The sequence below is a fragment of the Acinetobacter sp. AS5 genome (assembly GCF_048957595.1).
Classification (GTDB): Bacteria; Pseudomonadota; Gammaproteobacteria; order Pseudomonadales; family Moraxellaceae; genus Acinetobacter.
In genome coordinates, this window is record NZ_JARDAL010000037.1 from 24,005 (window position 1) to 45,394 (window position 21,390).

37 protein-coding genes, 4 tRNA genes and 1 pseudogene are annotated in these 21,390 nt (G+C 42.7%); 16 read left to right on the forward strand and 26 right to left on the reverse strand.

Annotated features, from left to right (window positions below; genetic code table 11):
- Positions 1-3: 3 nt before the first annotated feature.
- The 18 genes from terL to PV763_RS12225 all read right to left on the reverse strand — a co-directional run bounded on the left by terL (position 4) and on the right by PV763_RS12225 (position 9,425).
- Positions 4-1,413: a phage terminase large subunit gene (terL, locus tag PV763_RS12140; protein WP_420937927.1), complete on the reverse strand. Its 1,410-nt coding sequence runs from the start codon at positions 1,411-1,413 to the stop codon at positions 4-6.
- Positions 1,403-1,870 carry a DUF2280 domain-containing protein gene (locus PV763_RS12145; RefSeq protein WP_420937928.1) on the reverse strand — a complete coding sequence of 156 codons (468 nt, stop codon included), beginning with the start codon at positions 1,868-1,870 and terminating at the stop codon, positions 1,403-1,405. The genes terL and PV763_RS12145 overlap by 11 nt, the downstream gene beginning before the upstream one ends.
- Before the next feature lie 45 nt (positions 1,871-1,915).
- Positions 1,916-2,560, reverse strand: a complete 645-nt coding sequence (locus PV763_RS12150; RefSeq protein ID WP_420937929.1) for a putative metallopeptidase — start codon at positions 2,558-2,560, stop codon at positions 1,916-1,918.
- The gene (locus PV763_RS12155; protein ID WP_420937930.1) at positions 2,529-3,044 is read right to left on the reverse strand and encodes a recombination protein NinB; all 516 of its coding nucleotides are present in this window, start codon (positions 3,042-3,044) and stop codon (positions 2,529-2,531) included. Before PV763_RS12155 ends, PV763_RS12150 begins: the two co-directional genes overlap by 32 nt.
- Before the next feature lie 240 nt (positions 3,045-3,284).
- Positions 3,285-3,563 carry a hypothetical protein gene (locus PV763_RS12160; protein WP_420937931.1) on the reverse strand — a complete coding sequence of 93 codons (279 nt, stop codon included), beginning with the start codon at positions 3,561-3,563 and terminating at the stop codon, positions 3,285-3,287.
- Positions 3,502-3,726: a hypothetical protein gene (locus PV763_RS12165; protein ID WP_420937932.1), complete on the reverse strand. Its 225-nt coding sequence runs from the start codon at positions 3,724-3,726 to the stop codon at positions 3,502-3,504. The genes PV763_RS12160 and PV763_RS12165 overlap by 62 nt, the downstream gene beginning before the upstream one ends.
- A gap of 17 nt (positions 3,727-3,743) precedes the next feature.
- On the reverse strand, positions 3,744-3,932 hold the full coding sequence (locus PV763_RS12170; protein WP_218209095.1) for a hypothetical protein: 189 nt from the start codon (positions 3,930-3,932) through the stop codon (positions 3,744-3,746).
- 548 nt (positions 3,933-4,480) lie between these two features.
- Positions 4,481-5,011, reverse strand: coding sequence for a hypothetical protein (locus tag PV763_RS12175; RefSeq protein WP_420937933.1), 531 nt, complete (start codon positions 5,009-5,011; stop codon positions 4,481-4,483).
- A 12-nt stretch (positions 5,012-5,023) separates the two neighbouring features.
- Entirely contained in the window at positions 5,024-5,362 is a 339-nt protein-coding gene (locus PV763_RS12180; RefSeq protein ID WP_420937934.1) for a DUF1064 domain-containing protein, read from the reverse strand.
- Positions 5,355-5,528 (reverse strand): hypothetical protein, encoded by a 174-nt coding sequence (locus tag PV763_RS12185; RefSeq protein WP_420937935.1) that lies wholly within the window; start codon positions 5,526-5,528, stop codon positions 5,355-5,357. Before PV763_RS12185 ends, PV763_RS12180 begins: the two co-directional genes overlap by 8 nt.
- Positions 5,521-5,706, reverse strand: a complete 186-nt coding sequence (locus PV763_RS12190) for a hypothetical protein (RefSeq protein ID WP_420937936.1) — start codon at positions 5,704-5,706, stop codon at positions 5,521-5,523. Before PV763_RS12190 ends, PV763_RS12185 begins: the two co-directional genes overlap by 8 nt.
- 36 nt (positions 5,707-5,742) lie before the next feature.
- Positions 5,743-5,964 carry a hypothetical protein gene (locus PV763_RS12195; protein WP_420937937.1) on the reverse strand — a complete coding sequence of 74 codons (222 nt, stop codon included), beginning with the start codon at positions 5,962-5,964 and terminating at the stop codon, positions 5,743-5,745.
- A gap of 38 nt (positions 5,965-6,002) precedes the next feature.
- The gene (locus PV763_RS12200) at positions 6,003-6,629 is read right to left on the reverse strand and encodes a hypothetical protein (RefSeq protein WP_420937938.1); all 627 of its coding nucleotides are present in this window, start codon (positions 6,627-6,629) and stop codon (positions 6,003-6,005) included.
- Positions 6,626-7,954, reverse strand: coding sequence for a replicative DNA helicase (locus tag PV763_RS12205; RefSeq protein ID WP_420937939.1), 1,329 nt, complete (start codon positions 7,952-7,954; stop codon positions 6,626-6,628). The genes PV763_RS12200 and PV763_RS12205 overlap by 4 nt, the downstream gene beginning before the upstream one ends.
- Entirely contained in the window at positions 7,954-8,736 is a 783-nt protein-coding gene (locus tag PV763_RS12210; protein ID WP_420937940.1) for a replication protein, read from the reverse strand. Before PV763_RS12210 ends, PV763_RS12205 begins: the two co-directional genes overlap by 1 nt.
- Positions 8,733-8,894, reverse strand: a complete 162-nt coding sequence (locus PV763_RS12215) for a hypothetical protein (protein WP_420937941.1) — start codon at positions 8,892-8,894, stop codon at positions 8,733-8,735. The genes PV763_RS12210 and PV763_RS12215 overlap by 4 nt, the downstream gene beginning before the upstream one ends.
- 46 nt (positions 8,895-8,940) lie before the next feature.
- Positions 8,941-9,216 carry a hypothetical protein gene (locus PV763_RS12220; protein ID WP_420937942.1) on the reverse strand — a complete coding sequence of 92 codons (276 nt, stop codon included), beginning with the start codon at positions 9,214-9,216 and terminating at the stop codon, positions 8,941-8,943.
- Between the two features lie 8 nt (positions 9,217-9,224).
- A complete protein-coding gene (locus PV763_RS12225; protein WP_035266242.1) occupies positions 9,225-9,425 on the reverse strand; it encodes a helix-turn-helix domain-containing protein in 201 nt (66 codons plus the stop codon).
- A 112-nt stretch (positions 9,426-9,537) separates the two neighbouring features.
- On the opposite strand from PV763_RS12225, the gene PV763_RS12230 reads away from it, so the two are divergent.
- On the forward strand, positions 9,538-10,197 hold the full coding sequence (locus tag PV763_RS12230) for a LexA family protein (protein WP_420937943.1): 660 nt from the start codon (positions 9,538-9,540) through the stop codon (positions 10,195-10,197).
- Between the two features lie 258 nt (positions 10,198-10,455).
- Positions 10,456-10,731 carry a hypothetical protein gene (locus PV763_RS12235; RefSeq protein ID WP_420937944.1) on the forward strand — a complete coding sequence of 92 codons (276 nt, stop codon included), beginning with the start codon at positions 10,456-10,458 and terminating at the stop codon, positions 10,729-10,731.
- Here PV763_RS12235 and PV763_RS12240 read toward each other — a convergent pair.
- A complete protein-coding gene (locus PV763_RS12240; RefSeq protein ID WP_420937945.1) occupies positions 10,724-10,918 on the reverse strand; it encodes a hypothetical protein in 195 nt (64 codons plus the stop codon). The two genes, PV763_RS12235 and PV763_RS12240, sit on opposite strands and share 8 nt — an antisense overlap.
- 211 nt (positions 10,919-11,129) lie before the next feature.
- Here PV763_RS12240 and PV763_RS12245 point away from each other — a divergent pair, with 211 nt between their 5' ends.
- Genes PV763_RS12245 through PV763_RS12305 form a run of 13 tightly spaced genes read left to right on the forward strand, consistent with a single transcriptional unit; the run spans position 11,130 to position 16,770 of the window.
- A complete protein-coding gene (locus tag PV763_RS12245) occupies positions 11,130-11,537 on the forward strand; it encodes a hypothetical protein (RefSeq protein ID WP_420937946.1) in 408 nt (135 codons plus the stop codon).
- Entirely contained in the window at positions 11,527-11,868 is a 342-nt protein-coding gene (locus PV763_RS12250) for a hypothetical protein (RefSeq protein WP_420937947.1), read from the forward strand. The genes PV763_RS12245 and PV763_RS12250 overlap by 11 nt, the downstream gene beginning before the upstream one ends.
- A gap of 1 nt (position 11,869) precedes the next feature.
- Positions 11,870-12,121 carry a hypothetical protein gene (locus tag PV763_RS12255; RefSeq protein ID WP_420937948.1) on the forward strand — a complete coding sequence of 84 codons (252 nt, stop codon included), beginning with the start codon at positions 11,870-11,872 and terminating at the stop codon, positions 12,119-12,121.
- Complete coding sequence (locus PV763_RS12260) at positions 12,118-12,618, forward strand: hypothetical protein (protein WP_420937949.1); 501 nt, start codon at positions 12,118-12,120, stop codon at positions 12,616-12,618. The genes PV763_RS12255 and PV763_RS12260 overlap by 4 nt, the downstream gene beginning before the upstream one ends.
- 1 nt (position 12,619) lies before the next feature.
- Positions 12,620-13,645, forward strand: a complete 1,026-nt coding sequence (locus PV763_RS12265; RefSeq protein WP_420937950.1) for a hypothetical protein — start codon at positions 12,620-12,622, stop codon at positions 13,643-13,645.
- Positions 13,646-13,656: 11 nt separating this feature from the next.
- Complete coding sequence (locus PV763_RS12270) at positions 13,657-14,457, forward strand: RecT family recombinase (RefSeq protein ID WP_420937951.1); 801 nt, start codon at positions 13,657-13,659, stop codon at positions 14,455-14,457.
- A complete protein-coding gene (locus tag PV763_RS12275; RefSeq protein WP_420937952.1) occupies positions 14,444-15,082 on the forward strand; it encodes a hypothetical protein in 639 nt (212 codons plus the stop codon). Before PV763_RS12270 ends, PV763_RS12275 begins: the two co-directional genes overlap by 14 nt.
- Complete coding sequence (locus tag PV763_RS12280; RefSeq protein WP_420937953.1) at positions 15,079-15,309, forward strand: hypothetical protein; 231 nt, start codon at positions 15,079-15,081, stop codon at positions 15,307-15,309. Before PV763_RS12275 ends, PV763_RS12280 begins: the two co-directional genes overlap by 4 nt.
- On the forward strand, positions 15,309-15,692 hold the full coding sequence (locus tag PV763_RS12285) for a hypothetical protein (protein ID WP_420937954.1): 384 nt from the start codon (positions 15,309-15,311) through the stop codon (positions 15,690-15,692). The genes PV763_RS12280 and PV763_RS12285 overlap by 1 nt, the downstream gene beginning before the upstream one ends.
- Positions 15,692-15,883, forward strand: a complete 192-nt coding sequence (locus PV763_RS12290; protein WP_420937955.1) for a hypothetical protein — start codon at positions 15,692-15,694, stop codon at positions 15,881-15,883. Before PV763_RS12285 ends, PV763_RS12290 begins: the two co-directional genes overlap by 1 nt.
- Complete coding sequence (locus tag PV763_RS12295; protein WP_420937956.1) at positions 15,876-16,238, forward strand: hypothetical protein; 363 nt, start codon at positions 15,876-15,878, stop codon at positions 16,236-16,238. The genes PV763_RS12290 and PV763_RS12295 overlap by 8 nt, the downstream gene beginning before the upstream one ends.
- Positions 16,235-16,459 (forward strand): hypothetical protein, encoded by a 225-nt coding sequence (locus PV763_RS12300; protein ID WP_420937957.1) that lies wholly within the window; start codon positions 16,235-16,237, stop codon positions 16,457-16,459. The genes PV763_RS12295 and PV763_RS12300 overlap by 4 nt, the downstream gene beginning before the upstream one ends.
- The gene (locus PV763_RS12305; protein WP_420937958.1) at positions 16,459-16,770 is read left to right on the forward strand and encodes a helix-turn-helix transcriptional regulator; all 312 of its coding nucleotides are present in this window, start codon (positions 16,459-16,461) and stop codon (positions 16,768-16,770) included. The genes PV763_RS12300 and PV763_RS12305 overlap by 1 nt, the downstream gene beginning before the upstream one ends.
- A gap of 61 nt (positions 16,771-16,831) precedes the next feature.
- Here the strand turns inward: PV763_RS12305 and PV763_RS12310 are convergent.
- The 6 genes from PV763_RS12310 to PV763_RS12335 all read right to left on the reverse strand — a co-directional run bounded on the left by PV763_RS12310 (position 16,832) and on the right by PV763_RS12335 (position 20,039).
- Positions 16,832-16,917: transfer RNA gene (locus tag PV763_RS12310), tRNA-Leu, on the reverse strand.
- Positions 16,918-17,294: 377 nt separating this feature from the next.
- Positions 17,295-17,379, reverse strand: a tRNA-Leu gene (locus PV763_RS12315).
- A 39-nt stretch (positions 17,380-17,418) separates the two neighbouring features.
- A tRNA-Trp gene (locus tag PV763_RS12320) sits at positions 17,419-17,492 on the reverse strand.
- Positions 17,493-17,527: 35 nt separating this feature from the next.
- A tRNA-Leu gene (locus tag PV763_RS12325) sits at positions 17,528-17,612 on the reverse strand.
- 107 nt (positions 17,613-17,719) lie between these two features.
- Positions 17,720-18,541: a protein kinase domain-containing protein gene (locus PV763_RS12330; protein ID WP_213687139.1), complete on the reverse strand. Its 822-nt coding sequence runs from the start codon at positions 18,539-18,541 to the stop codon at positions 17,720-17,722.
- Positions 18,528-20,039, reverse strand: a complete 1,512-nt coding sequence (locus PV763_RS12335; protein ID WP_420937959.1) for a DUF3336 domain-containing protein — start codon at positions 20,037-20,039, stop codon at positions 18,528-18,530. The genes PV763_RS12330 and PV763_RS12335 overlap by 14 nt, the downstream gene beginning before the upstream one ends.
- Positions 20,040-20,227: 188 nt before the next feature.
- Here PV763_RS12335 and PV763_RS12340 point away from each other — a divergent pair, with 188 nt between their 5' ends.
- Positions 20,228-21,100, forward strand: coding sequence for an ATP-binding protein (locus PV763_RS12340; protein ID WP_004280026.1), 873 nt, complete (start codon positions 20,228-20,230; stop codon positions 21,098-21,100).
- A gap of 68 nt (positions 21,101-21,168) precedes the next feature.
- On the opposite strand, the pseudogene PV763_RS12345 reads toward PV763_RS12340, so the two are convergent.
- Positions 21,169-21,390: pseudogene (locus tag PV763_RS12345) on the reverse strand (IS701 family transposase); the annotation flags it as partial.

Consider the following 21,390-nt stretch of genomic DNA (forward strand, 5'->3'; position numbering starts at 1 on the left):
TTCCTAATTAAATGTTCTTGTGCCTGCGCCAGATGGCCGGGCTTTTGTCCTGGCTTCTAGCAACTCGTTAAACGCATCACTACCTGCATCGATTTGGTCATCATGCTTGCCGTTTGGAAAGTTACGCATTTCCTCAATCAATGGCTTATTCCAAGCACCGCGAAGCATCCGCACATTGCCGACGTTGACCTGAGCGGCAAAAGGCTGAGCACGGGTAATCTTGTCACCAGAAACAATCTCGGCTTTGACAGAAAAACCAGCCAGCATTTTGATAAAGCTTTTAGCTTGAGCCTTACCGGCTTGTCCCGGATCTTGGGGTAAGCGAATTGCTACAGACTTACCATCCATCTCAGCAGTTTGTTTAATACGTTTCTCAACACCGTCTGGTCCAAGCTGGGCATGCTGCACGTCCACAATGTAGATATACCCATCCTTGCCTTTGGCTTGACGCATACCAGCCGTGTAGTCACCCTCATTTTCAGAAGATGCCAAATCCCAAGCCCGAACCTCTTTAATGATGTCTGCAGGTAATGCATCCACAATTTCAATATTGTCAGGCTTAAAAAAACCACCGGCTGGTGGTGATGGTCTTTGTCGATATTGCCCCGAGAACACATAAGGTGCTGCTAGCTCCATTCGCTCCAGAACTTCAATGCTGTGTTTAGCTGGCCACAGTGCAGATCCATCCGGTTGAATAGCTGAAAGTTCTAAATGCTCCCACACCTCCCCATTACCACCATCAAGCAACCAACCTGCCAAATCCTCTTCATGCAATCGCTGCATGATCACAATGATGGGTGTATCCGGTGAGTTAGTACGAGACTCTAGTGTATTTTGAAACCACTCAATCACGCCTTTACGTACCGTATCGGATCGGGCTTCACTGGCTTTATGTGGGTCATCGATAATGATTGCCCCGCCAAATGAATCGCGAAATTTGCCAGCACCAAAACCTGTAATCGTACCGCCAGTACCTTGTGAATAGCAGACACCACCCTTTGCAGTACGCCAATCATCTTTGGCCTTACTGTCATCACGTAGTGCAAAATCAGGAAATACGCGCTTATAAGCCTCTTCTTGTACTAGGTTACGTGTCTGGAAAGCATTATTTGCTGCAAGCGTAGCTGAGTAACTAACATGAATAAATTCACTGTCAGGCACCTTGCCAAAGCACCAAGCCATAAAATTAATTACAGCCAGTTCTGTTTTAGAGTATCGCGGTGGAACGTTGATGATTAGACGCTTGGTTTCACCTTGAAACACCTTCATTAATGCATCACAAACAACTCGATGGTGCCAGTTGTGCAGCCACTTGTATTTACGACGTTCTTTAAACATGTACCGTGAAAAGAAATATAGGTCCTCTTGAGCTTCAAGCTGAATTGCAAGTTCACGTGCTGGATCAATACTCATCTAAAACCCGCTCCCTTGCCTTCAGGTAGCTTTCAGTCGGTACGCTTGAATTTACCGTTTCGATAGGTTTGCCATCTTTACCAGTAATTTCTTGTCGATTGGTAAACTGCCCACCAACGTCCTTTGCAGCCTGTTCAAGAATCTTGAGTGACATCACTGTATTTTTTGCATTTCGCTCTAACTGCTTTTGATACTGCTTTAAGCGGAAGTGTTTATTTGCAATTGGGATGTCAATTAAACCTGCATCGAATTTTTCACGGGTTTCATTAAAAAGCTGAACGAATTTTTGGCTGAGGTTTTTCCCTGATTGCTTGGTTGGGTCGTATGCAGCAACCTGAATGCGATCAATTGATATTTTAAATTCTTGTTTAACAAGCTCTGCCACTTCTTGAGGTGTATCACGGCATGCAAGAGCTTGAACTATAAATATTTTTACAGGCTCTTTTAAGGTTGCCATAAACACCCCTTTGTATAACTAGGTATAACAAGATAGGCAAAAAAATTAAGCCAACTTCAATAAACACGTACCACATGCATGAGCAATATTAGCCCGAGATATAGTTGGACCATCATTTGCAAGCTCTACCATTTTTTGGACATCTGGTGATGCACCGTAACGCTGGACAACACCGTGGAATTCTTCGACATCGTGACCACGTAAATAAAGTTTTGGCAGACCAGTGGAAGCACTCCACATCAATTCACCTTCTTCATTTCGCTCTTGCCCAATGTGATAAAGCTCATGCTCTACCAGCGCCATAAAATCTGTATCACTCATCACCTGGCATACACGTGCATCTAGTGTAATGATGTATTTAGGCACATCACCAAACCACTCAATCAGTTGAACTTCCTGCCGGTTCTTTTTCCATCCACCCACATTAATCATGAGTTTTTCAGTCTGGCCCAATACACGACGACCTTTAGCCTTGCATGTTGAGTAAGCCCATAAGAATGAAATATCCGGTGGATCGATACTGTTTAAATGCTCATGATCTTCGTTGTATAAATCTGAGTATTCAGCAAGAAAGGTTTCTTTTATCCATGGCCATAAATCATTATTGGCTGGTTCAAAGTGAAGTAGGCCACCACTATCAATGTCGTTTTCATCAATTTCATCTTGAATAGGGGGGTAAGGACGCTTCATCTTGATAACACCACTTCAAATCATCCGGCACAGTTAAATGCACACCCAACTTCACCACAGCAAAGTCATGCACGTAATTCAAATACTCGGTCATTTGCTTAACGCTTAATTTGGTTGTACTGCAAAGTCTTATCACCTGCTCTGCAATCACCCGGTATTCTTCACATTCATTCTGCTTGAGCATTGCAATCGCATTGCAGGTCTCAGCAAACTCCTGATCATCACGACGGTAGATATAAATCAGAAACTTCTTCTTAAATTCGTAATGAAGTGAGTCCTTGTCCTGACCAGTCTTTTTCTCTATCTGACCCAACCACATCCACATGAGTCTATTCTGTGCAGTGGACCTATCATCCTGCTTCTGATCAATCACCACCCTTAACGGCTTACCCTCATTAATCGCCTGAGTGTAATTGGTATGCATGTAGTTAATGGCTTTGGTGATGTCGGCATGACTCTGGATAGGAAACACGGCTTTTTGCATTTCCTATCTCCATCTATCTTTTTGTCATCTTGTTTAGATCGCCAGACCAGTATTCATGTTTGCACTTTTCACAAACCCAAATACTGCGCGTCCAGCCCATTGCTATAATTTGATCACCATGAACTGTTTTGATTTTCTTATAGTCGTGCTTGCATGTTAATCGCTGGTAGAGAGCTACTAACATTCCAATTGGCAGTAATGGAATAATCAAGATGTTCACTATTAATTTTCTTATATCCATCAAAACACCTCTTTATCTTCCATCACCAGCATCCGATTCACTCTCACCAACCACTGATCAAACATGGCTTCACTCTCAGCCCGATTACCCAATTCAAAACGGTCGAATGCAGCATGGCATTTAAAACAAAGGGAAACTGTGAACTGATCAGAAGCCTTAATCGATCTACCCTTACCATGCTTGGCACTATTTGAATGAGCAGCCTGGCTATGTGGATTACCGCACCGAATGCATGGCAGCTTTCTGATTGCTGCGAGTCTTTTGTGGTTGCGCTTCATAGAGATTGATTCTGATGTTTCTTGCTCGCTCTCGGTGGCGTTTAAGCTTTTCATCTACATTCACCATCTCTTTAGCGGTCATCATGCTGCGTGACAGGCTGAGTAAAATATCAATCTGGTCGCAATGTTCTTTTAATTCCCTTTGTGCAGATACTATGTCCATAAACACCACCAATAAAATCAACTCACAGGCTTTAGGATGTGCTCTGGTATTGTTGAGAATTTCACTTTTGAACCATCGCCATAAATATCGAGATCCATGTTCACGGTCATAAATTTCACCCCAAGTTTGTCTTGGGTGCGCGCTACCGCTCGAATCAACTCAGCCTGCAACTCTCGCGCAATAACTTCGTCACTATACTGAGTCATACCCACCACCAATAAGAAAAGAAAACCCCTCAACATCTAGAATGCGAGGGGCTTTGTTTGCCGTAATCCGTTCGGCGAATGTCACCGAAGTGACAAGGGTTTATTCATCCAGCCATTTACCGCACTTACGACATTCGATCTGGATAAAAATATCTGACTCGTAGTCATATTCATGAAAGCAGAATAATCGTTTTAGAAATTGGAGCATGTTGATCTCCTTGGAATTTGGCGGCGGTATTAATTTAAAAACCACTAGAAATTAATAGGGACCGCCATTGGTGCCCCGATATTGCTTACACCAACATTTCTCAGGGCATTAAAAAACCAACTAGGAAGAATTACTTCTTAGTTGGCTTAGTAGTGTGTGCTTAATGGCTCATAACTGAACGTGTTAATGGGTCGCCAATCCAAAGTAGTACTCACCTTTTGAAGCTAGATGGTTTCTGCAGAAACAAAAAAGCCCACCTTTCGATGAGCTTTTCTTGATGGTCTTTTAACTATGCAGTTTGACCACTGTACAGAAACTATATCTTAGCGACGTTTAGGTGTCAATCTCTTAATTTCTTTCTGTATTCATCAACATAGAAATCAATTTCCTCATTAAACCCATCGAGGATGCTCTCAACCATGAAAGTTAAATATTTATGCCGTTTTGCAAATCCATCAGCGTTCACCTCTGTAATGCCAAAGAAGTTTAACTGCCCTTGAAGCGTTCTTTCTTCTTTTAATTTTGGTCGCAAATTATAAAACACACCCATCTTTGCAACCTTAAAGCAAAACAACTGCAAATCAAACTTTTGACGACTCACCCTCTCCTCTGCTGTGGAATACAGAATTTTTGTGATGTACTTGCAAACCTCAGCAAATGCTTGCGTATTATCCCGATAATCACCCCAAACCAACAATTCACAATACGCTTTACACGCTGGACATTCAATCGAAGCAATAGCACCGCAGCGATCTTCCCATGATGGACCTTTCTCGCCAGTGCCTTTCGGGTCCTCGGTATATTCAATCGCTTTAAGACCAATCTGAGTAAGCCATTCAAGGTTTGTCATTTTCTCTGTTACTGCATTCATCCCTATTCCCTCTTAAATCTCTCTAATCTCTAAACCGTGTACCGACTTCATTAAGTGTTTCTTCAAACGGTAAACTGGCAGATTCCGTGTCATTGTGCTTTTGACATCTTCAACAACCATCTGCCCCTTTTCCTGATATACAAAATCTGCAACATACTTCACTGCTGGCTTGCGTCTTGGCTCATTCTCAAACTTGACCGACTCAGCCAAAATGAAAGCCTTTTGTAGTTCCAGATCTTTAATTTCCCCTGCGCGCTCTAACAGTGACAAATCCCGATAGCGTCTTGCTTCTTTCTGACTATCGAAAGTGATGCCGTTAAGCACCACCTTCTTGTTTTTGTATTTAGTCATTAGCACCTCGACTCACAACTTTAATGCCTGAAGCAACTAGCTCATCGTGTGTGTAATACAGGACTGCATTCTTGTATTTAAGTCCGTAGCTGCCATTCGGTAAGACCTCGACAATTTCAGCACTCTCAAACCGACATGTTTTAATTTGGTCTCCAACCTTAATCATGCTCAATCACCTTCGTATTTGGAGAAATGTGGTTCTTGATGTCCGTGCAATGGTCAGTTTCCTCATCCGACCACTGTTTTACATTCACATCAAAAGGTTCTGTTTTTTTGTTCTGAGCAGCAAGTGCAGATAAGTTGACGTTTGGTGTCCCCAATTTTGGAAATATTTTCCCAATCATGGTCATATTCCTTTAATTCTGTTTTCTCGATTAAGTTCATGCTGCTGCTCCTTGCGCCATATCTTTGATAAATTCTTCTGCCTGAAGTGTGAGAGAGAATCCCTTTGGATGCGCTCCATCACATTTGACCAATCCCCAAAACTCCAACCGGTTCATGTATCGCTGAACACTGCGAATTGAGATACCCATTTTCGGCTCAATGGAGTCATGAATCTGCTGGATCGAGACGCGACCTCTAGTGGTGGCCAAAGTGCGCATGATCATTAAATTAATGTATGTACGGTCTGCTTCTTTTCTCACGCTGCACCCCCGAATAAATCTTCCTGCTCACCTTGATGCACATCACCACCCCACTGCATAGCCATAGCATCAGCAATTCCCTGGAATGTTTTTGATCTAATGTTGGATCGCTCCTTTCCAGGCGAACAGAAGTGAATGCGCTCACGTTCCTTTCTTGGTAGCCGCATCATTTCTTCTTTCACGTCCATTGTTGGGTTGAGCAATGGCAGGCCCTTAAGCCATAGGCATGTAGTTTTTTGCTCCATATGCCCAAACTGCCATGGGTGAATAATCTGGTCCGGCTTGCGATATACGCTCGACATAATGCAGACAGGGTTTTCAATGGCGATGCGTGGAATATCACACTTCGCCAGCATCATGAAAAAGCTCACTGCTGCATGCTGACGACCGTCATGAATCTTCTTTTCAAAGTGGCGGCTTCCACTCACAGCAATATGCGTACACGGTGGATGAGCAATCATCATGTCAAATGGATAATCCAGGAGGTCACGTACATCACCCTGGTAATGTGGTCCAAAGTCAGAATCACTTGGCTGCATGTCACATGAGATTGCATCATGGCCAAGCTTGATAAATGCGTCGCGGACAGTTCCGGACTTCTCACATGCGATTAGAATCTTCACACCCCACCCCCTGCGCTTTCTTCAACTCGTACCGATGCAAAGCGACAAATATCTAAACGATCCATCACCCGAACTACGCCTTTTTTGCCATGACGGTTTTTAGCAATAATGATTTCTGTAATACCGCTCGGCATTTCGTCATCACTGTTCACAATTGGATGGGCTAATAAAATCTGATCCGCGTCTTGCTCGATCTGGCCAGACTCTTTCAGATCAGATGCTTTCGGACGTTTACCTTTTTCAGACTCACGGTTGAGCTGTGCCAGTGCGATTACAGGGCAATCAAACTCCTTTGCCATAGCTTTCAAATCACGACTGATTGAACTTACTTCCTGATAGCGATCTTTCTTGGTTGGATCACGTACCAGTTGCAGGTAATCGATGATGATGCAGCCCAATTTCTTGTAGTTGCGCTTGGCCTTACGTGCATAAGAGTGAATCTCTGCAATGGTCGGCTTTTGCTTATCTTCGATATGAATCGGCATCTTGCTAAAACGATCCTGAGCGCCCGCAAATTCCTGAATCATCCCGTCGTACAGGTCAGCATTGTGGATGTTGTCGTATGGAATCTGGGTGAGTGCTGAGATACAGCGATTGGTGAATGTCTCCACATCCATCTCGGCAGATACAACCAGTACCGCTTCCTTGAACTGCATAGCGGTCTGAATCGCCACCATTTGCGCTAGAGTGGACTTTCCAGAGCCAGGTCTACCACCGATCACACAAAAATGGCCGCGCTGAATGGTGCCCACTACGTTGTCCAGATGAGGTAGGTTGAACTTAACGCCTGTGTACTGCTTGTTGGCTTTAGCCTCTGCTTTCTGGATTAACTGATCACCAGCGCGTTTTAATGCTTCCTCAAACGTAAAACTGGACTTTTCCAATTTCTCATTGGTGGTCGCCTTGTTCAGGATATTTTCAGCAGCGTTATGCACATCAGGTACGGTTAAATCTCTTGCCACTTCCTGAATACTTCGGCCCATGCTTTCCACTTCACGATGTGCTTTCAGCTTGTTGAGTTCAGCAACATAAGATTCCAGGTTGTAGAAACTCGACGGTGCATCTGCCATCAGCGTCATCAGGTATTCAGCAGGCGTTACGCCAACCAGTGAATTTTTCTCATTCAGTTTTTGTTCAACGAAAACCACATCGTAAGGTTTGTTCTCGTTAGCCAGGTCAGTAATGGCTTTGTAGATCTCCTGATGACGGTTTGCGAAGAAGCAATTTTCATCCAGATCGTTCATCACAGTTTCAAGTGAGTTCTGAACGGTCATGAGTGCAGCAAGTACGCATTGCTCGATGGAGTTGTTATGAATCTCAATCATTACCAATCCCCCATGTCAGCTTGAAGGTTTTGGGTGTCGACAGGTTGATTCTGCGGATTGGCTTGTTGCATGAGTTTTTCAGTAAGACCTGAATCACGTTTAATCCACTTCACAAAATTCGAATACATCTGAGCATCACCTACTGCACCAGTGATAATTTTGTTTTTGTAGTGAGGATTAATTTCAAGCAAAATTTCTTCAGCTTGGTCTTGAGCGATTTTTGGTAATCCAGAACGCTGTAACCAAGAATTCAGAGAATGTAAATCTGGTGTCCAGAGATTCAGAATTTCATCCGGTGAATTTTTTGCGTTTGCGCTCTCTTTAATATTTTCTTTAATATTTTCTTTTATAGTGTCCCGTTCAACGGGAGTAGTCCCCTCACCTTCAACGGGAGTAGTCCCCTCACCTTCAACGGGAGTAGTCCCGTTTAACGGTAGTACCGTTTCGTGGGATGGGTTTGGTAGAATTTTGATCTGGTTAGTCGTACCTGTTGCACGAGTAACAGAGATTAATTTCAGTTGCTCGAGCTGCTGAATACAGGTGTAAACGGTGTCATTTTTTTTGATACCACAGTACTTTTTAAAAGTTTCTGTTGCTATTGAGGTTGAGCTGCGATTAAAGCCCACAGTTTGACGCAAAATAAACATATAACACTTGAACGCCTTATCACTAAGCTCGGCCATGTACATGTCGTCAATGACGAAATTAGGCGTTCTAGAGTACTGTTCTGTCACAATGGTCGCCTTTTCTACTAATTTTTCAAAATCTACGCCGATATTCATGACACCACCTGCATTGCAAATTTGCATAATTCAGTTTTCGCTTGTGCTACCGCTTGAGAATTGGCGATGGTTTTTTCAGCCATGTATCGTTCGACTGCTTTTTGGAACAAGTAAATCTTTCTATTTACTTCAATTTCGGTTAAAATTTGATTGTTCATAATTGATCTCTCCGATGAGTTTGAACACAAAGCCTGATCTAGTACATCAGGCTTTTTCTTTGCTTGAATCCCAGTGATTCCCTTCCAATCCCTCTCCAAAGCTAACGCCTGTAGACAGATCCCTTACTAAAGCTGTTAATCCCAAGCGCTCGAATGATTTTGCTTGTAAATTAAGTACATGCCACTCACCGACGATTTCCTTCTCTAGGAGATACGCCAGGTATTGAGCAAGGTCTTTACCCTTAATTTCGGCAAGTAGTTTTGCCCGCTCATGGATTTCAGGAGACAAGCGAACATGTGTGGATTTCTTTTCAAGACTCATAAATTCACCTATGCGATTTGTTGGGGTGCGCAGTGCGCCAGCCATAATTTTTCAAGATTCTTGCCTTTCTCATATCCAAGGCGTTTGCCACATAAGCCGTTTTCAAGATTGCTTACATAGTTTTGAGAGCAATTAATCTCAGTAGCGATTTGGGTTTGGGTTAATCCCTGTTCCTTCAAATCAATGATCATTTTTTGCCATTGGTTCATGGGAGACCTCCTATATTTCTTATAAATATATAGGTTTTCCGATATTTATACAATAGCCAAACCGATTGGAATTTGTATCAGAATTCCGATAGCGGTATTTAAGGAAAAGTTCATGACAACTTTGGGTGAAAATTTAAAGAAAATTCGCAAAGCGAAAAAAATGACCCAGAAAGAATTGGCTCAAAAATCTGGAGTTAAGCAATCTGTTATTTCCGATTTGGAAACAGGCAATGCGAAATCTACTGGATCGATTTTAGAGTTGGCTAATGCGCTTGGTGTGACCGCTGAAGAATTAAAGAAAGGCGTTTTTGATGAGGTTTCATTGACAAACGTTGTGCCAGTAGTTCCGCGCATGGCCCCTGTCTTGTCATGGGTTCAGGCAGGTACGATGACCAATGTCGAATCTGTTGATATGTCCCAGGTGGAAGAATGGTTGCCAATTCCAGATGGTGATTGTGAGAAGTGCTTTTACCTGAAAGTTCAAGGATTGAGTAATTACCCAGAGTTCCATGAGGGCGATTACATTCTTGTAGATCCGACCCTACCATTTAGTGACATGAACTCAGGCGATATTATTGTTGTTAGAAAGTTTGATGATGCAACTTTTAAGCGCCTGGTGATTGAACCTGATGGTACTAAATACCTACAGGCGATTAATCCTGAATTTAAACCAAATATTATCCCACTTGATGAAAATTGCGAGTTTGTTGGTGAGGTAGTGGATTGTATTCGCTACGTTTACCGAGCTAAGAAAAAAACACGTAAGAATTAAAAATAAAAAGCCGCTATATGCGGCTTAGGTATTCGGGACGCCTAATCCCGAATGGCCGCAAGGGGGGGGGCTGGAATTGGATATCACGGTTACGGCTTAAAGGTATTTCCCAAATAATAAACAAACAAAAGGCCCTAACATAACGCTAGAGCCTTTCGCCGACTGGGAATCCCCGGTCCATGTATAGATTATAAAACATTAATAAAAGTTAATCAAATGCCGCAACCCGAGCGGCTCTTGGATCGGGTGGAGAAATATATGGCTGTATACTCAATAACCTATGATCTACAGAAAATAAAGAACTATCAAAAACTGCATCAAGGCATAGATTTATTATCTAAACAGGTATGGATAAAACCCACCTTATCCCAATTTCTTATTCAAACAAACCTTAACTCATCCCAAATCATGGAATTCTTAAAGCAATACGTGGATCATGATGATGCTATCTTTGTTGCAAAAGTTGGCATTCCGGATTGGGCGGCATACAACGTTGACCCTGAGTTGATAAAATCTTTTAGGCTTTTTAGTTGACTTCTTTGGGTGTATTAGCCCCAACAACACCAATCCCCTTTTCGAAATTCTTCTGTTCTTTAAGGATATAATTAAGATTGGCTTGATTGCCATCAACTCTAACATCCTCCAGCAGAGTGTAAGAACAACCCATTATTTGGATTTTATTTCCTTTGGGGATTACAGCAACTTCTTTCTGATCACTCATAACAAACTCCAAACAACCCACCCCAGCGGTGGGTTTTCTTTTGTCTATTAAATCATAGTAAAAAATAAAAATATCGGTTTTTCTATATTTTTATCGGATTTCCTATTGACTAACAATATCGGAAATGCGATATTTACCCCACAGACAAAGAAAAGCCCCAGCGTGCTGCGAACCACCTGAGGCATGACCCACCCTAGTGAGTGAAATTATTATGAATACAAAAGTTGATGAAGGCAAGTTGATTAGCGGGAAAGAAGCGCTGATTGCTTTGGCGAATGATCAAGATGTTGAATACATGGATACCAGCAATACCTTTAAATCTCTAGGATGGAGTAATGCTTTTGGTCTGGAGACGAACTTATTCTTTTCAGATCGTTTTAAATTCCGCCTAAAACCCCGCACCATCACAATCAATGGAATTGAAGTTCCTGCTTGTGGTGTTGATTACAAGCCACACACATTTATGTTTGTTTTGAATAGCCTTGAGCCATGTGAATACTCAAAGATTATTCTTGATGAGTCTGATGAAATTCCGCCTTACTGGTGGTCAACAGAAGAAGAAATCAAACAAGTCGTTGCTGCTCTTCGCCAAGTATTCGGAGGCAGCCATGACAACTAAATCCAATATTCTCAAGTCTGCATTCATTGCAGCATCAATCAGCGCGGGGATAGCAGTAGCTTACGCTTTCCAGCCTGCCAAAGTGGTTGATGATAATCCTCAAGTGGTTATCACCGCTCAAAAATATGAAGTGCTTAAACGTACTTGCCATGAAACCTGTGTCGCTACTGTCAAAGCTGACGATTACAGCATCTATGTTGAATATGCCCTGGACGATGCATCAGTCGAGTTTCTGGAAATTCTGAATGTGGTGCATTTTGACAAGACGATTAATGCCTATGTTGATCGTTATGAGATTGAAAAGATTAATGCTGCGATTGCTGGGGTGTGAAGTGAGTATTGATGCTTATGAGTTGGCCTGCCACGTGTGCGGTCTGAGTGAAGATGCTGACTACGATGATGTAGATGCTGGTCTTTGTGACAAATATGGCTTGGATATTGACACTTTCCACAAATTAATCTCTGACTTGCTTCCACTTATCGATGTTGGTGTGTCTCCATTGACTGGCACCAAATTTAAGGGTTTTTCAAAGATTGAAGATGGTCATGGTTTTTGGTTGGTAAAAATGGAGGTGCCAGCATGAACACTTACGCTCAATTCTGTGGATGTGGTGCGGCAATGCGACCGATCAGCCACATCGGAAACCAGTCTTTATTTCTGTGCCGTGATGGTCATAGCACCAAGGTAATTGACTGCAAGGTGAATGAAGATTTCACCCGTGATTTGTACTTTTCAGACCTGCCAAGTTTCAAGGTGGATCTGGATATTTCGATTGAAAATAACGTGCTGACGTTTGGCCTATATCGCCAGATTGGTGAAAACCTGTATGCAACGGCTGATTGTTCAATGGCTGTGTTACCTCACACCATGACTGAAATGCGTAGCTCCAATGGTGATATGCGATATGCCGAGCCAGTGGATATTGATTCATGGGTGATTGTTGGAGATGCAACCTTAACCGAAGTATTTAATTTTGAAGCCCAGAAAGGTCGGACATTTATACCAAGTGATGAGCAGATTAAAGAATTACAGCGTCTTGTGAGTGAGTACGCGGAACAACTATTTGAAGAGGTGGTTTGAGATGGAAAAATTCGAATTAGAAATTGCAGACCAAAACATTGTTGTTGCTGCATTCCGTAAGCCAGGTGGCACCACTGAATTATTCGAGCGTATTGCTCAAGAAGCGCGTTCACATGTTCCAGATGTGACCACTAAAAAAGGCCGCGATCAGATTGGTTCACTAGCAATGAAGGTGAGCAAATCTAAAACCTTTATTGAGAAGTGTGGCAAGGAATTGGTTGCTGATCAAAAGGCTCAGATCAAGCTTATTGATGATGACCGCATTGCGACTGTTAAAAAATTTGATGAACTGCGTAATGAAATCTTGGCACCGCGTGATGCTTGGGAACAGGCTGAAAAGGATCGTGTAGCGAAGCATGAGCATCATATTGCAACTATTTGTATGGCTGCCTCTTTAGCTACTGCTGCTGATAGCGAGTGGACAACTTTTACCATCAAGGAAGCGATTCAAACGCTTGAAGATAAGGTAATTGATTCATCTTTTGAGGAATACGAAGAGCAAGCCAAGCTTGCCAAATTTGAAACACTGGAAGTACTACGCAAAGCATTGGTGACACGCGAAAAATACGAAGCCGAACAAGCTGAATTAGAGCGCCTACGCCTTGCTGAACAGGCTCGTTTGCAACATGAACATGAAGAACGTATTGCCCGTGAAGCTGCTGAAAAAGCCACTCGCGAAGCAGAAGAAAAAGCACGTTTTGAAGCTGAACGTGTACAGCGTGAAAAAGCAGAAGCGGAACAGCGCGAAGCTCGATTGAAGGCTGAAAAAGAAGCTGCTGAGTTACGTGCTGTGCAGGCTGCCGAGAATGAGCGTAAGCGTATTGAAGCGGAGCAATTTACACAAGCTGAAGCTGCACGCAAGGCGGAAGAAGCACGCAAAGCGGATGTTGAGCATCGTCGCCAAATTAACCGCGAAGCACTTGAGGCAATCAAAGGTGTGTGCCCCGAACTCTCTGAGCCGCAAGTGAAATCACTTGTTGGTGCGATTATCAGCGGCCTAATCCCGCACGTATCAATCAAATACTGAGGAATAAGAATATGAATGCACCAGTACAACATGCGCCAGCGCTGCCAGTAAATGCGCAAACATCGAATCTTGTTTTAGATCCAGCTGCAATGCAAAACATGGTCGCTTTTGCTGACTTTATGTGTAAGGCGGTCATCACCGTACCAAAGCACCTGCAAGGTAATTCGGGTGACTGCTTGGCGGTAACTATGCAGGCCATGCAATGGGGTATGAACCCGTTTGCTGTGGCTCAAAAGACTCACCTGGTAAATGGTAACTTGGGCTATGAAGCGCAACTTGTAAATGCGGTAATTATTGCTAAAGCCCCTATTGTTGGTCGTCCTAATTTTGACTGGTATGGCGACTGGTCGAAAGTAAATGGCAAGGAATGCAAGGCTCATGATGTTGGTGTTCGGGTTTGGGTGACCATCAAAGGTGAGTCAGAGCCACGTGTACTTGATGTTTCATTTGCTCAGGTTGGTACCGTGCGTAATTCGCCTTTATGGGTGAACGATCCAAAGCAGCAAATCGCATATTTGGCGACTAAGAAACTGGCTCGACTGCACTTCCCTGATGTGATTTTGGGTGTGTATACAGAAGATGAGTTGCAAGATTATGCGCCAGTGGTTGATGTGACTCCGCAGGAAAAACCAGCCGAGCGACTGGAGGACACTCGCCCTACTCTTACTGAAAAGCAGGCTGAAGCGGCAATCAAGAAAATTAAGGCTGGTCAGTTGGTATTGCAGCAAGTTCTCGATTACTACGTGGTTTCTGAAGAGTTGCTGAACTATATCAAAGCTCAAACAGAGGTGCTTGAACATGATCCAATTTAGAGCTTCAAGCATCGGCAAGCTTATGGCCTACCCAGACAGGGACACTTTGGCAGATGGCGCGCTGACTCATGTTTATGAGTTGGCCAGTCAAATCCTTTTGAGTTGGAAACCGGCACTTAATACTTTTGAAATTGAAAAAGGTCGCGTTGTGGAAGATCAAACCATTGCCCTCTACAACCAAGTTTCTGGCAACTTTTATGTAAAAAATACCGAGCGCAAAACCAGTGATTTATTCACTGGTGAGTGCGACATCAATGAGGAAGATGAAGATCTAATCCTTGATATTAAGTCCTCTTACTCAAAAAAGACCTTCCCTTTGATTATTCGTGAGGGCGACAAAAAGCTTTATGAATGGCAGCTCGATACCTATATGCATTTATGGGATCGGAATCATGCAGGACTTGTATTTGGCTTGGTGGACACACCAGATCACCTGATCAAAAAGCAGGAGCCGGAAGATTGGCACATTGTTGGTCATATTCCACCAGAGCTGCGCATCACCACTATTTTTAAAGAGCGTGATGCAAAGCGTGAGCAGCAACTTATTAATAAGACCCGGGTTGCTCAAGATGTGCTTTTGGAGATTCTGGATAAGCGTGGCTACAAGGGAGTGAAAGCAGCATGAAAAAACCAACTCTAGTTCATCCGCTCATGACTGAAGCATTCATTATCTGGCTGCTCAGTATTGGCTACAGAGCAACGGTCAATCAGCATGGCGTTCGCTTCTTTTGTGAAGTGGTGAATAAGAACTTTCCGCGTGATGTGGTGATTGCAGGGACTGGCCGATTGAACAAGCCAGCAACTCAATTGTTTGAAGAATTTAAGAAATATAACCCTTTTGAGGTGGTGTGATGGAAAAGAATAAATTGTGGTGCGTAGGAATCTGCCCTGAAGATGATAGTCCGCATGAGCAGTCACCTGCCGTATCAAAAGAAATTGCTGAACGTGCTTTGGCTCGTTACAGAGCAATGACTAAAGCTGAAGGCAATCAGTTCATGATCGAATCATTTGATGAATACTTTCAGGTTCAAGAGTGGGAAGGCACAGCCGAAGACCACCAAGAACAAATGTTTTACACAGAAGATTGGTTTAAAGAGCCGATGTATCAATGCAAAAACATGCAGCAGGCTGAACAAGCTTTTAAATATGGTGAAATCGTGCACTGCTACAAAGATGGTGCTGAGTTAATTACTTCTGATTTTGATGAAGCCAAGCGCTTCTATGAGGTGGCGTGATGGATATTCAGAAGATTGATTTAAGACGTGGTGATTTTGAAGGGATGCACCCAAAAGCAAAACTGTTTGGCTTTGATGAAGATAAAAAGCTATACACCGGAGATGGTGTTGAGAGCATTAACTTCCAGTGGACGACTTGGTGCGCGTGTATTGGTATGTTGTGCTTGGAGATGGAGCCAGCCAATGACTGAAATTCAATTAACCAAACTTCAACTGGCTAACTATGTTTGTGATGAGCTGCATAAAGAAATGCCATTTGATCTGATTTTTAACCAGGACGAATTCTTACCATTTATGGAAATCATTGATGCTTCAAATCTTGATGTTGGATTTTCAGTTAAGAACATCGGGGACAAGATTCATGTCGGTGTAACAAAGGGAAATTCAAACGGTATATATGAGGCATTGAGCAGCTACATCGCTCAGCATCAGAAGCCGAAAAACTGCATCGATCAGTTCATCCAAAGCGGTGAATTTGATAAGGCTTTTAAAGATGTGTTTGGGTTGCCGAGTGGTGTGGTGAAGAGTTTAGGAGAGGTGTCGTGAACAAATACGATTGGTCGAATGTGCCTGAAAGAATAAAATGGATGGCCTTTGATGAATTTGGCGATGTTAGAGGTTTTGTTGAAAAACCTAGACTGAATGGTAATTTTTGGATTGATGAGATTTGCCCTTATTATTTTGAGTCAAATCTTGTTGCTCCAGATTGTAACTGGCGTGAGAGCTTAGAGAAAAGACCGGAAGGTAAAAGATTGGAGGTGTCCTAATGGAAGTTGGCTCAAGCCGATGGATGCCTGAGATTTTTGCAATGTTTGAAGAGCTTAAATCTCAGAATCAATATCTGGTTGAGAAAGTCGAGCGCCTGGAAGAAATTGTAGACAAGAAGTCTTTGACATTAAATACTGCTGAAGCAGCAAAAGTTTTGGGATATTCAGCGGAATATGTGAGAAAGCTTGATCGTGATGGTAAAATGCCAAAACGTGTGTCAAAAGATGGACAGCGCTCTCGATGGAATCGATCAGATATTGAAAAAATGGCTAAATCTAAGAAAACCGGAAGACCGAGAAGCAACTCTTAAAAGTAAGGGTTGCACCAAATCTGTACCAAAGAGTTATAAGTTATTGATTTTATAGTGTGTATGGTGGGGATAGAGAGACTCGAACTCTCACGCCCAGAGGGCGCTGCGACCTGAACACAGTGCGTCTACCAATTCCGCCATATCCCCATGACTGTGTATATTATAGCGATCAGACCTGATTCACAAGTAGTTCTATAGAAAGCTAAATACTTTTATATCAAAAATTAATCATTTAATTCATTATTGATCAAATACCAATCTATTTAGGCCAATATATAAGATTGATAGACACCATGGGACTGATCCATATAACATTTAAATTATTGAATATACAGATCGCATGAATTATTGCAGCAATACAATGAAATTTACTAAAGCCCTGCCCTTGCAATCATTCGCTAGATAATTTAAGCCCAGAACGCATTGATGTTCATCAACCATGACAGCAAAAATCTGGTACTAAAAAAACCGCCCTCAAATTTCAGGTAATAAAAAAGCAAGGCATTAGCCTTGCTTTAATATGATGGTGGGGACGGAGAGACTCGAACTCTCACACCTCGCGGCGCTGGAACCTAAATCCAGTGCGTCTACCAATTTCGCCACGTCCCCATCAGGGTACCAACTTAGCGTTGGATTTCTTTCAAACTTTGGCAGAGGATCAAGGATTCGAACCTTGACGAACGGTTTTGGAGACCGTCATGCTACCATTACACCAATCCTCTACTTCCACCCAATATCCAGTTACTCAAATATTGATTGGTGGGGACGGAGAGACTCGAACTCTCACACCTCGCGGCGCTGGAACCTAAATCCAGTGCGTCTACCAATTTCGCCACGTCCCCAATGGCTGTGTATATTATAGAGATCATTTCCAGCTGACAAGCCGTTTATCATAAAAAAACACTCGTTTGATTAAATAAGAAACAATTCAAGTTTTATTGTATTTTTCTCATTCAATTTCAGTCATTAAGTAGTCTTTCACAGCTTGAAAATCGGCCAATCTATGCTGCTTCTGCTTACTTAACATTTCTTCTAATAAGCCTTGAAAAGCCTGTAAGTGCTGCGGTAACTCAACTTTCAGACGCTGACAATGCAAAAAGGCCCAATCCAGATAATCTGTCGCCTGTAAACGCTGACCACTCAACCACTCATAAAAAATAACACCCAAAGCATAAACTTCACTTTGTAGGCTCTTGGCTTGGCCTTGGAACAGTTCCGGCGCCATATAACGCGGTGTCGCATTCAGTTCATGCAGGTCATTCTGATGGAGTATTTGGACATGCTCAAAATCAAGCAGGCAGACCCTGCCCTGATTATTTACAAAATGTTCCTGCTTTAAATCGGCATGCAAATAACCCAATTCTTGCAGGCAGATTAAAGGCTCCACAGCTTGTAGCAAATGTTGCCGAATTTGCGTGATGGATTGCTGATGCGGCATGATCTGAAAATGCGCCGGCGCATCGACCAGAATTAAGGCCTGCTCAAATTGTTCATGATTGATCTTGAAAGGCTGTTGAATAATTTGATGTGGAAGGAAAAAATTTAGATCACCTGAGCTGGCATGAGCCTGATAAAAATCCAGCTCATGTTGCCAGCCTAGTTCAGCATGTGGAGATGATATTAAACTATCAGATCTATGCGATATCTGGGTTTTTAGCCAGAGCGCATTTCCCTTGGCATAATAAAGACGCCGACCAAAACCCAGACTACGGGCTTTGGTTCGTAGTTCAAAATCAGAAATATCGAGATGATCTAAATTAAGTCGTGGCAATGTATTCAGGTATTGGATTAAGTGTATGCTGATAATTTAGCAGCTCCAGACAATGCTGAATAGTTTTCCCGACCCGTTCCTGAGTCTCAATGAGGGAAATTTTCGGCCATGTGGCACGCTCGCCTTCACGCTGTAAAATTTTAAACAGATACGGCCGTGGATTCTGCAACATATAGCTATAGTGGCGCAGGCTATATTTACCGACAATATTCACATCACCATAATAACGCTGGTCAACTACACCATAGCCATGATCCAGCAGACGGCGTACAGGAGGTAATCTTCCGGCATGCTCTCTGGCAAAATCCATCATGCCTTTGGTAATCACCGCGCCCTGACGGCGAACAATCCGTTGCGGCCAGCTCAAGGTACCTTTACGGAAACGTGAAATATCATCCTGCATGAATGGCACGATATGCGGGTTGGTCTGACTGGCAATGGTATAATTGATATTATACAGGCGTGCCATTTTTTCCTGTGGGAAATCACTCCGTACACTGCCATCTACCCAGCGGGTTGAACCCATATAAGGCGTATATTGATCATCATAGCGCTTACTGGTCAAACGAACCGGTGGAAACAGAATCGGCACCGCACAAGAAGCCAGTACTGCACTCCAGACCAGTAAATCCGGAGAAGTATAGGCATTTAAAATGCGTGCATCCTGTCCAGCATCATAAGGCGCAACCGCAATATTGATATGCAGACCTGAGGTTTTAAGCGCTTCTTCGAAGGTCAGATCACCCAGATTTTCGACTAGAAATTTTTTCAGATATTTTACATCCGCCAGACCACCATTGCCTTTCATCAATTCACTCATGGTGCGAAAATGAAAAGCCTCATGAAAGAAATTATGGCCTTTCAAAATATCAATATATTGCGAAGGTTTGGATACACCTAACATGGCGGTCATGATGGCGCCCGCACTAGAACCCGACATGACTTTTGGCAATAAATCCTGCTCCATTAAGGCCTTGCATACGCCCGTATGAAACAGACCTAAAGTTGAACCACCAGAAAACATCAAGGCCGGTTGTCCATAAGCACGCTGACAATGCTGAAAATACTCTAATTTTTCTTCAATACTTAGGCAAGTACAGTCTATTGAAGCAATATAGGCTAAGCTCTGGCTGACTTCTTCGACATAATCTTCAATAATTCTTTTAGTGCCCACATAGGCTTCGGTAAACAGTAGAGGATGGGCAATGTTGGCAATATCGTAGCTCAGGCCTTCGCGCAAAATATACATCAGGTCACGGGTGCGCTTTTGTTGTCGATAGCGTCGTAATTTACCCAGACGATGTGCGATCACTTCTGCATCAAAGTAGGGTGAACTGTTATCAAATTTCCATTCCTGTGCACCTGATTCTTCATCTATTTTCAGGGCAATATATTTCCATTCCTCATAGGACTCAGCCTGTTGCAGCTGCTGCTTGAGCTTTTTAATACGATAGGCCTGATGTGGATTAATATCCTGAGTAAAATCTTTAAACAGCATCTGCCTTTTCCCTATATTTATTCTTGATACAGCTCGTACCCAGAGCCAGAAAATGTGTACAAATTTTCTATCCTCTACAATAACGAAAATTCTCTACTTTAAGCAAATTATCATACTTTTCTGGCTTTGACTGTGAATTTTGCAATGGTACTATCTTAGCCATAATTTTAAATCTGTAATGTTAAATCATGGCGAAAATTGAGTTACCTGACCATATTTTAAATGCCCTTTCGACTGTTCTGCAGCAACTTCAGCAAAGTCTGCCCGAACTGAAACAAATTCCTGATTTTTCTGCTCATGCCTATAAATGGCAACATGGTGAACTCAAACCTATTCATCAGCTTAGACAGATGGAACTGGCCGATTTAAAAGGGATTGAGCGACAAAAAGAAAAAGTCATCCAGAACACGTTGCAGTTTTTAAACGGCTTACCTGCCAATGATGTCTTACTGACCGGTTCACGCGGTACGGGTAAATCCTCCATTGTTCGTGCCCTACTCACCGAGTATGCAGATCAAGGGTTACGATTAATTGAAATCGAACGGGATGATTTATCCGATCTGCCTCAAATTCAGCAACTCATTGCAGAGCGTCCAGAGAAGTTCATTGTCTACTGTGATGATCTGGCCTTTAATGCCGAAGATGAAAATTATCGCAGTTTAAAGAGTGTTCTGGATGGTTCTTTACAGTCCGGTTCCAGCAATTTTGTGATTTATGCGACCAGTAACCGTCGTCATTTATTACCCGAATTCATGCATGAAAATACGCCCGTTACCCGAGTTGATGTGCCGCAATATACTGAATTACATCCTCAGGAAGCGATTGAAGAAAAAATTTCACTGTCTGACCGCTTTGGTTTATGGCTGTCTTTCTATCCAATGGATCAGAACCTGTATTTGGAAATTGTCGAACATTACCTCAAAAAGGCAGGCATGGAACTCACGCCAGAAACCCGTGCTGAAGCCCTACGCTGGTGTCAGGCACGCGGTCAACGTTCAGGACGTGCTGCCTATCAGTTTTCCAAGCACTGGATTGGTTCAACCCAACTAAATGCCTCTTAACAACTTAAAAGCGACCGGTTCAGGTCGCTTTTTTCATATAAATCATTTATATTAGGACTTACGCACTATCATTTATAGATTCTCTGTGGTAGCAGATGATTTTTATCGAGAATAAAGTCATCAATGAAGTCTTTGATGATTGGTCTAAATAATTTCTTCTGCCAACGATATACATTTTCAAAGATCCCCTCAAACTGGTTCTTTTGTATCTCGACGTAGGCCATCAAGGCTGAAAAAATATGATTCAAAATCAGTTTAGATCGTCTTACTTGAAACTTTTCAATATGACA

Coding starts and splice junctions, on each gene's coding strand:
- terL (WP_420937927.1), bottom strand. CDS start 1,413: ATGAGTATTGATCCAGCACGTGAACTTGCAATTCAGCTTGAAGCTCAA.
- PV763_RS12145 (WP_420937928.1), bottom strand. CDS start 1,870: ATGGCAACCTTAAAAGAGCCTGTAAAAATATTTATAGTTCAAGCTCTT.
- PV763_RS12150 (WP_420937929.1), bottom strand. CDS start 2,560: ATGAAGCGTCCTTACCCCCCTATTCAAGATGAAATTGATGAAAACGAC.
- PV763_RS12155 (WP_420937930.1), bottom strand. CDS start 3,044: ATGCAAAAAGCCGTGTTTCCTATCCAGAGTCATGCCGACATCACCAAA.
- PV763_RS12160 (WP_420937931.1), bottom strand. CDS start 3,563: ATGAAGCGCAACCACAAAAGACTCGCAGCAATCAGAAAGCTGCCATGC.
- PV763_RS12165 (WP_420937932.1), bottom strand. CDS start 3,726: ATGGACATAGTATCTGCACAAAGGGAATTAAAAGAACATTGCGACCAG.
- PV763_RS12170 (WP_218209095.1), bottom strand. CDS start 3,932: ATGACTCAGTATAGTGACGAAGTTATTGCGCGAGAGTTGCAGGCTGAG.
- PV763_RS12175 (WP_420937933.1), bottom strand. CDS start 5,011: ATGAATGCAGTAACAGAGAAAATGACAAACCTTGAATGGCTTACTCAG.
- PV763_RS12180 (WP_420937934.1), bottom strand. CDS start 5,362: ATGACTAAATACAAAAACAAGAAGGTGGTGCTTAACGGCATCACTTTC.
- PV763_RS12185 (WP_420937935.1), bottom strand. CDS start 5,528: ATGATTAAGGTTGGAGACCAAATTAAAACATGTCGGTTTGAGAGTGCT.
- PV763_RS12190 (WP_420937936.1), bottom strand. CDS start 5,706: ATGATTGGGAAAATATTTCCAAAATTGGGGACACCAAACGTCAACTTA.
- PV763_RS12195 (WP_420937937.1), bottom strand. CDS start 5,964: ATGCGCACTTTGGCCACCACTAGAGGTCGCGTCTCGATCCAGCAGATT.
- PV763_RS12205 (WP_420937939.1), bottom strand. CDS start 7,954: ATGATTGAGATTCATAACAACTCCATCGAGCAATGCGTACTTGCTGCA.
- PV763_RS12210 (WP_420937940.1), bottom strand. CDS start 8,736: ATGAATATCGGCGTAGATTTTGAAAAATTAGTAGAAAAGGCGACCATT.
- PV763_RS12215 (WP_420937941.1), bottom strand. CDS start 8,894: ATGAACAATCAAATTTTAACCGAAATTGAAGTAAATAGAAAGATTTAC.
- PV763_RS12220 (WP_420937942.1), bottom strand. CDS start 9,216: ATGAGTCTTGAAAAGAAATCCACACATGTTCGCTTGTCTCCTGAAATC.
- PV763_RS12225 (WP_035266242.1), bottom strand. CDS start 9,425: ATGAACCAATGGCAAAAAATGATCATTGATTTGAAGGAACAGGGATTA.
- PV763_RS12230 (WP_420937943.1), top strand. CDS start 9,538: ATGACAACTTTGGGTGAAAATTTAAAGAAAATTCGCAAAGCGAAAAAA.
- PV763_RS12235 (WP_420937944.1), top strand. CDS start 10,456: ATGGCTGTATACTCAATAACCTATGATCTACAGAAAATAAAGAACTAT.
- PV763_RS12240 (WP_420937945.1), bottom strand. CDS start 10,918: ATGAGTGATCAGAAAGAAGTTGCTGTAATCCCCAAAGGAAATAAAATC.
- PV763_RS12245 (WP_420937946.1), top strand. CDS start 11,130: ATGAATACAAAAGTTGATGAAGGCAAGTTGATTAGCGGGAAAGAAGCG.
- PV763_RS12250 (WP_420937947.1), top strand. CDS start 11,527: ATGACAACTAAATCCAATATTCTCAAGTCTGCATTCATTGCAGCATCA.
- PV763_RS12260 (WP_420937949.1), top strand. CDS start 12,118: ATGAACACTTACGCTCAATTCTGTGGATGTGGTGCGGCAATGCGACCG.
- PV763_RS12265 (WP_420937950.1), top strand. CDS start 12,620: ATGGAAAAATTCGAATTAGAAATTGCAGACCAAAACATTGTTGTTGCT.
- PV763_RS12270 (WP_420937951.1), top strand. CDS start 13,657: ATGAATGCACCAGTACAACATGCGCCAGCGCTGCCAGTAAATGCGCAA.
- PV763_RS12275 (WP_420937952.1), top strand. CDS start 14,444: ATGATCCAATTTAGAGCTTCAAGCATCGGCAAGCTTATGGCCTACCCA.
- PV763_RS12280 (WP_420937953.1), top strand. CDS start 15,079: ATGAAAAAACCAACTCTAGTTCATCCGCTCATGACTGAAGCATTCATT.
- PV763_RS12285 (WP_420937954.1), top strand. CDS start 15,309: ATGGAAAAGAATAAATTGTGGTGCGTAGGAATCTGCCCTGAAGATGAT.
- PV763_RS12290 (WP_420937955.1), top strand. CDS start 15,692: ATGGATATTCAGAAGATTGATTTAAGACGTGGTGATTTTGAAGGGATG.
- PV763_RS12295 (WP_420937956.1), top strand. CDS start 15,876: ATGACTGAAATTCAATTAACCAAACTTCAACTGGCTAACTATGTTTGT.
- PV763_RS12305 (WP_420937958.1), top strand. CDS start 16,459: ATGGAAGTTGGCTCAAGCCGATGGATGCCTGAGATTTTTGCAATGTTT.
- PV763_RS12335 (WP_420937959.1), bottom strand. CDS start 20,039: ATGCTGTTTAAAGATTTTACTCAGGATATTAATCCACATCAGGCCTAT.
- PV763_RS12340 (WP_004280026.1), top strand. CDS start 20,228: ATGGCGAAAATTGAGTTACCTGACCATATTTTAAATGCCCTTTCGACT.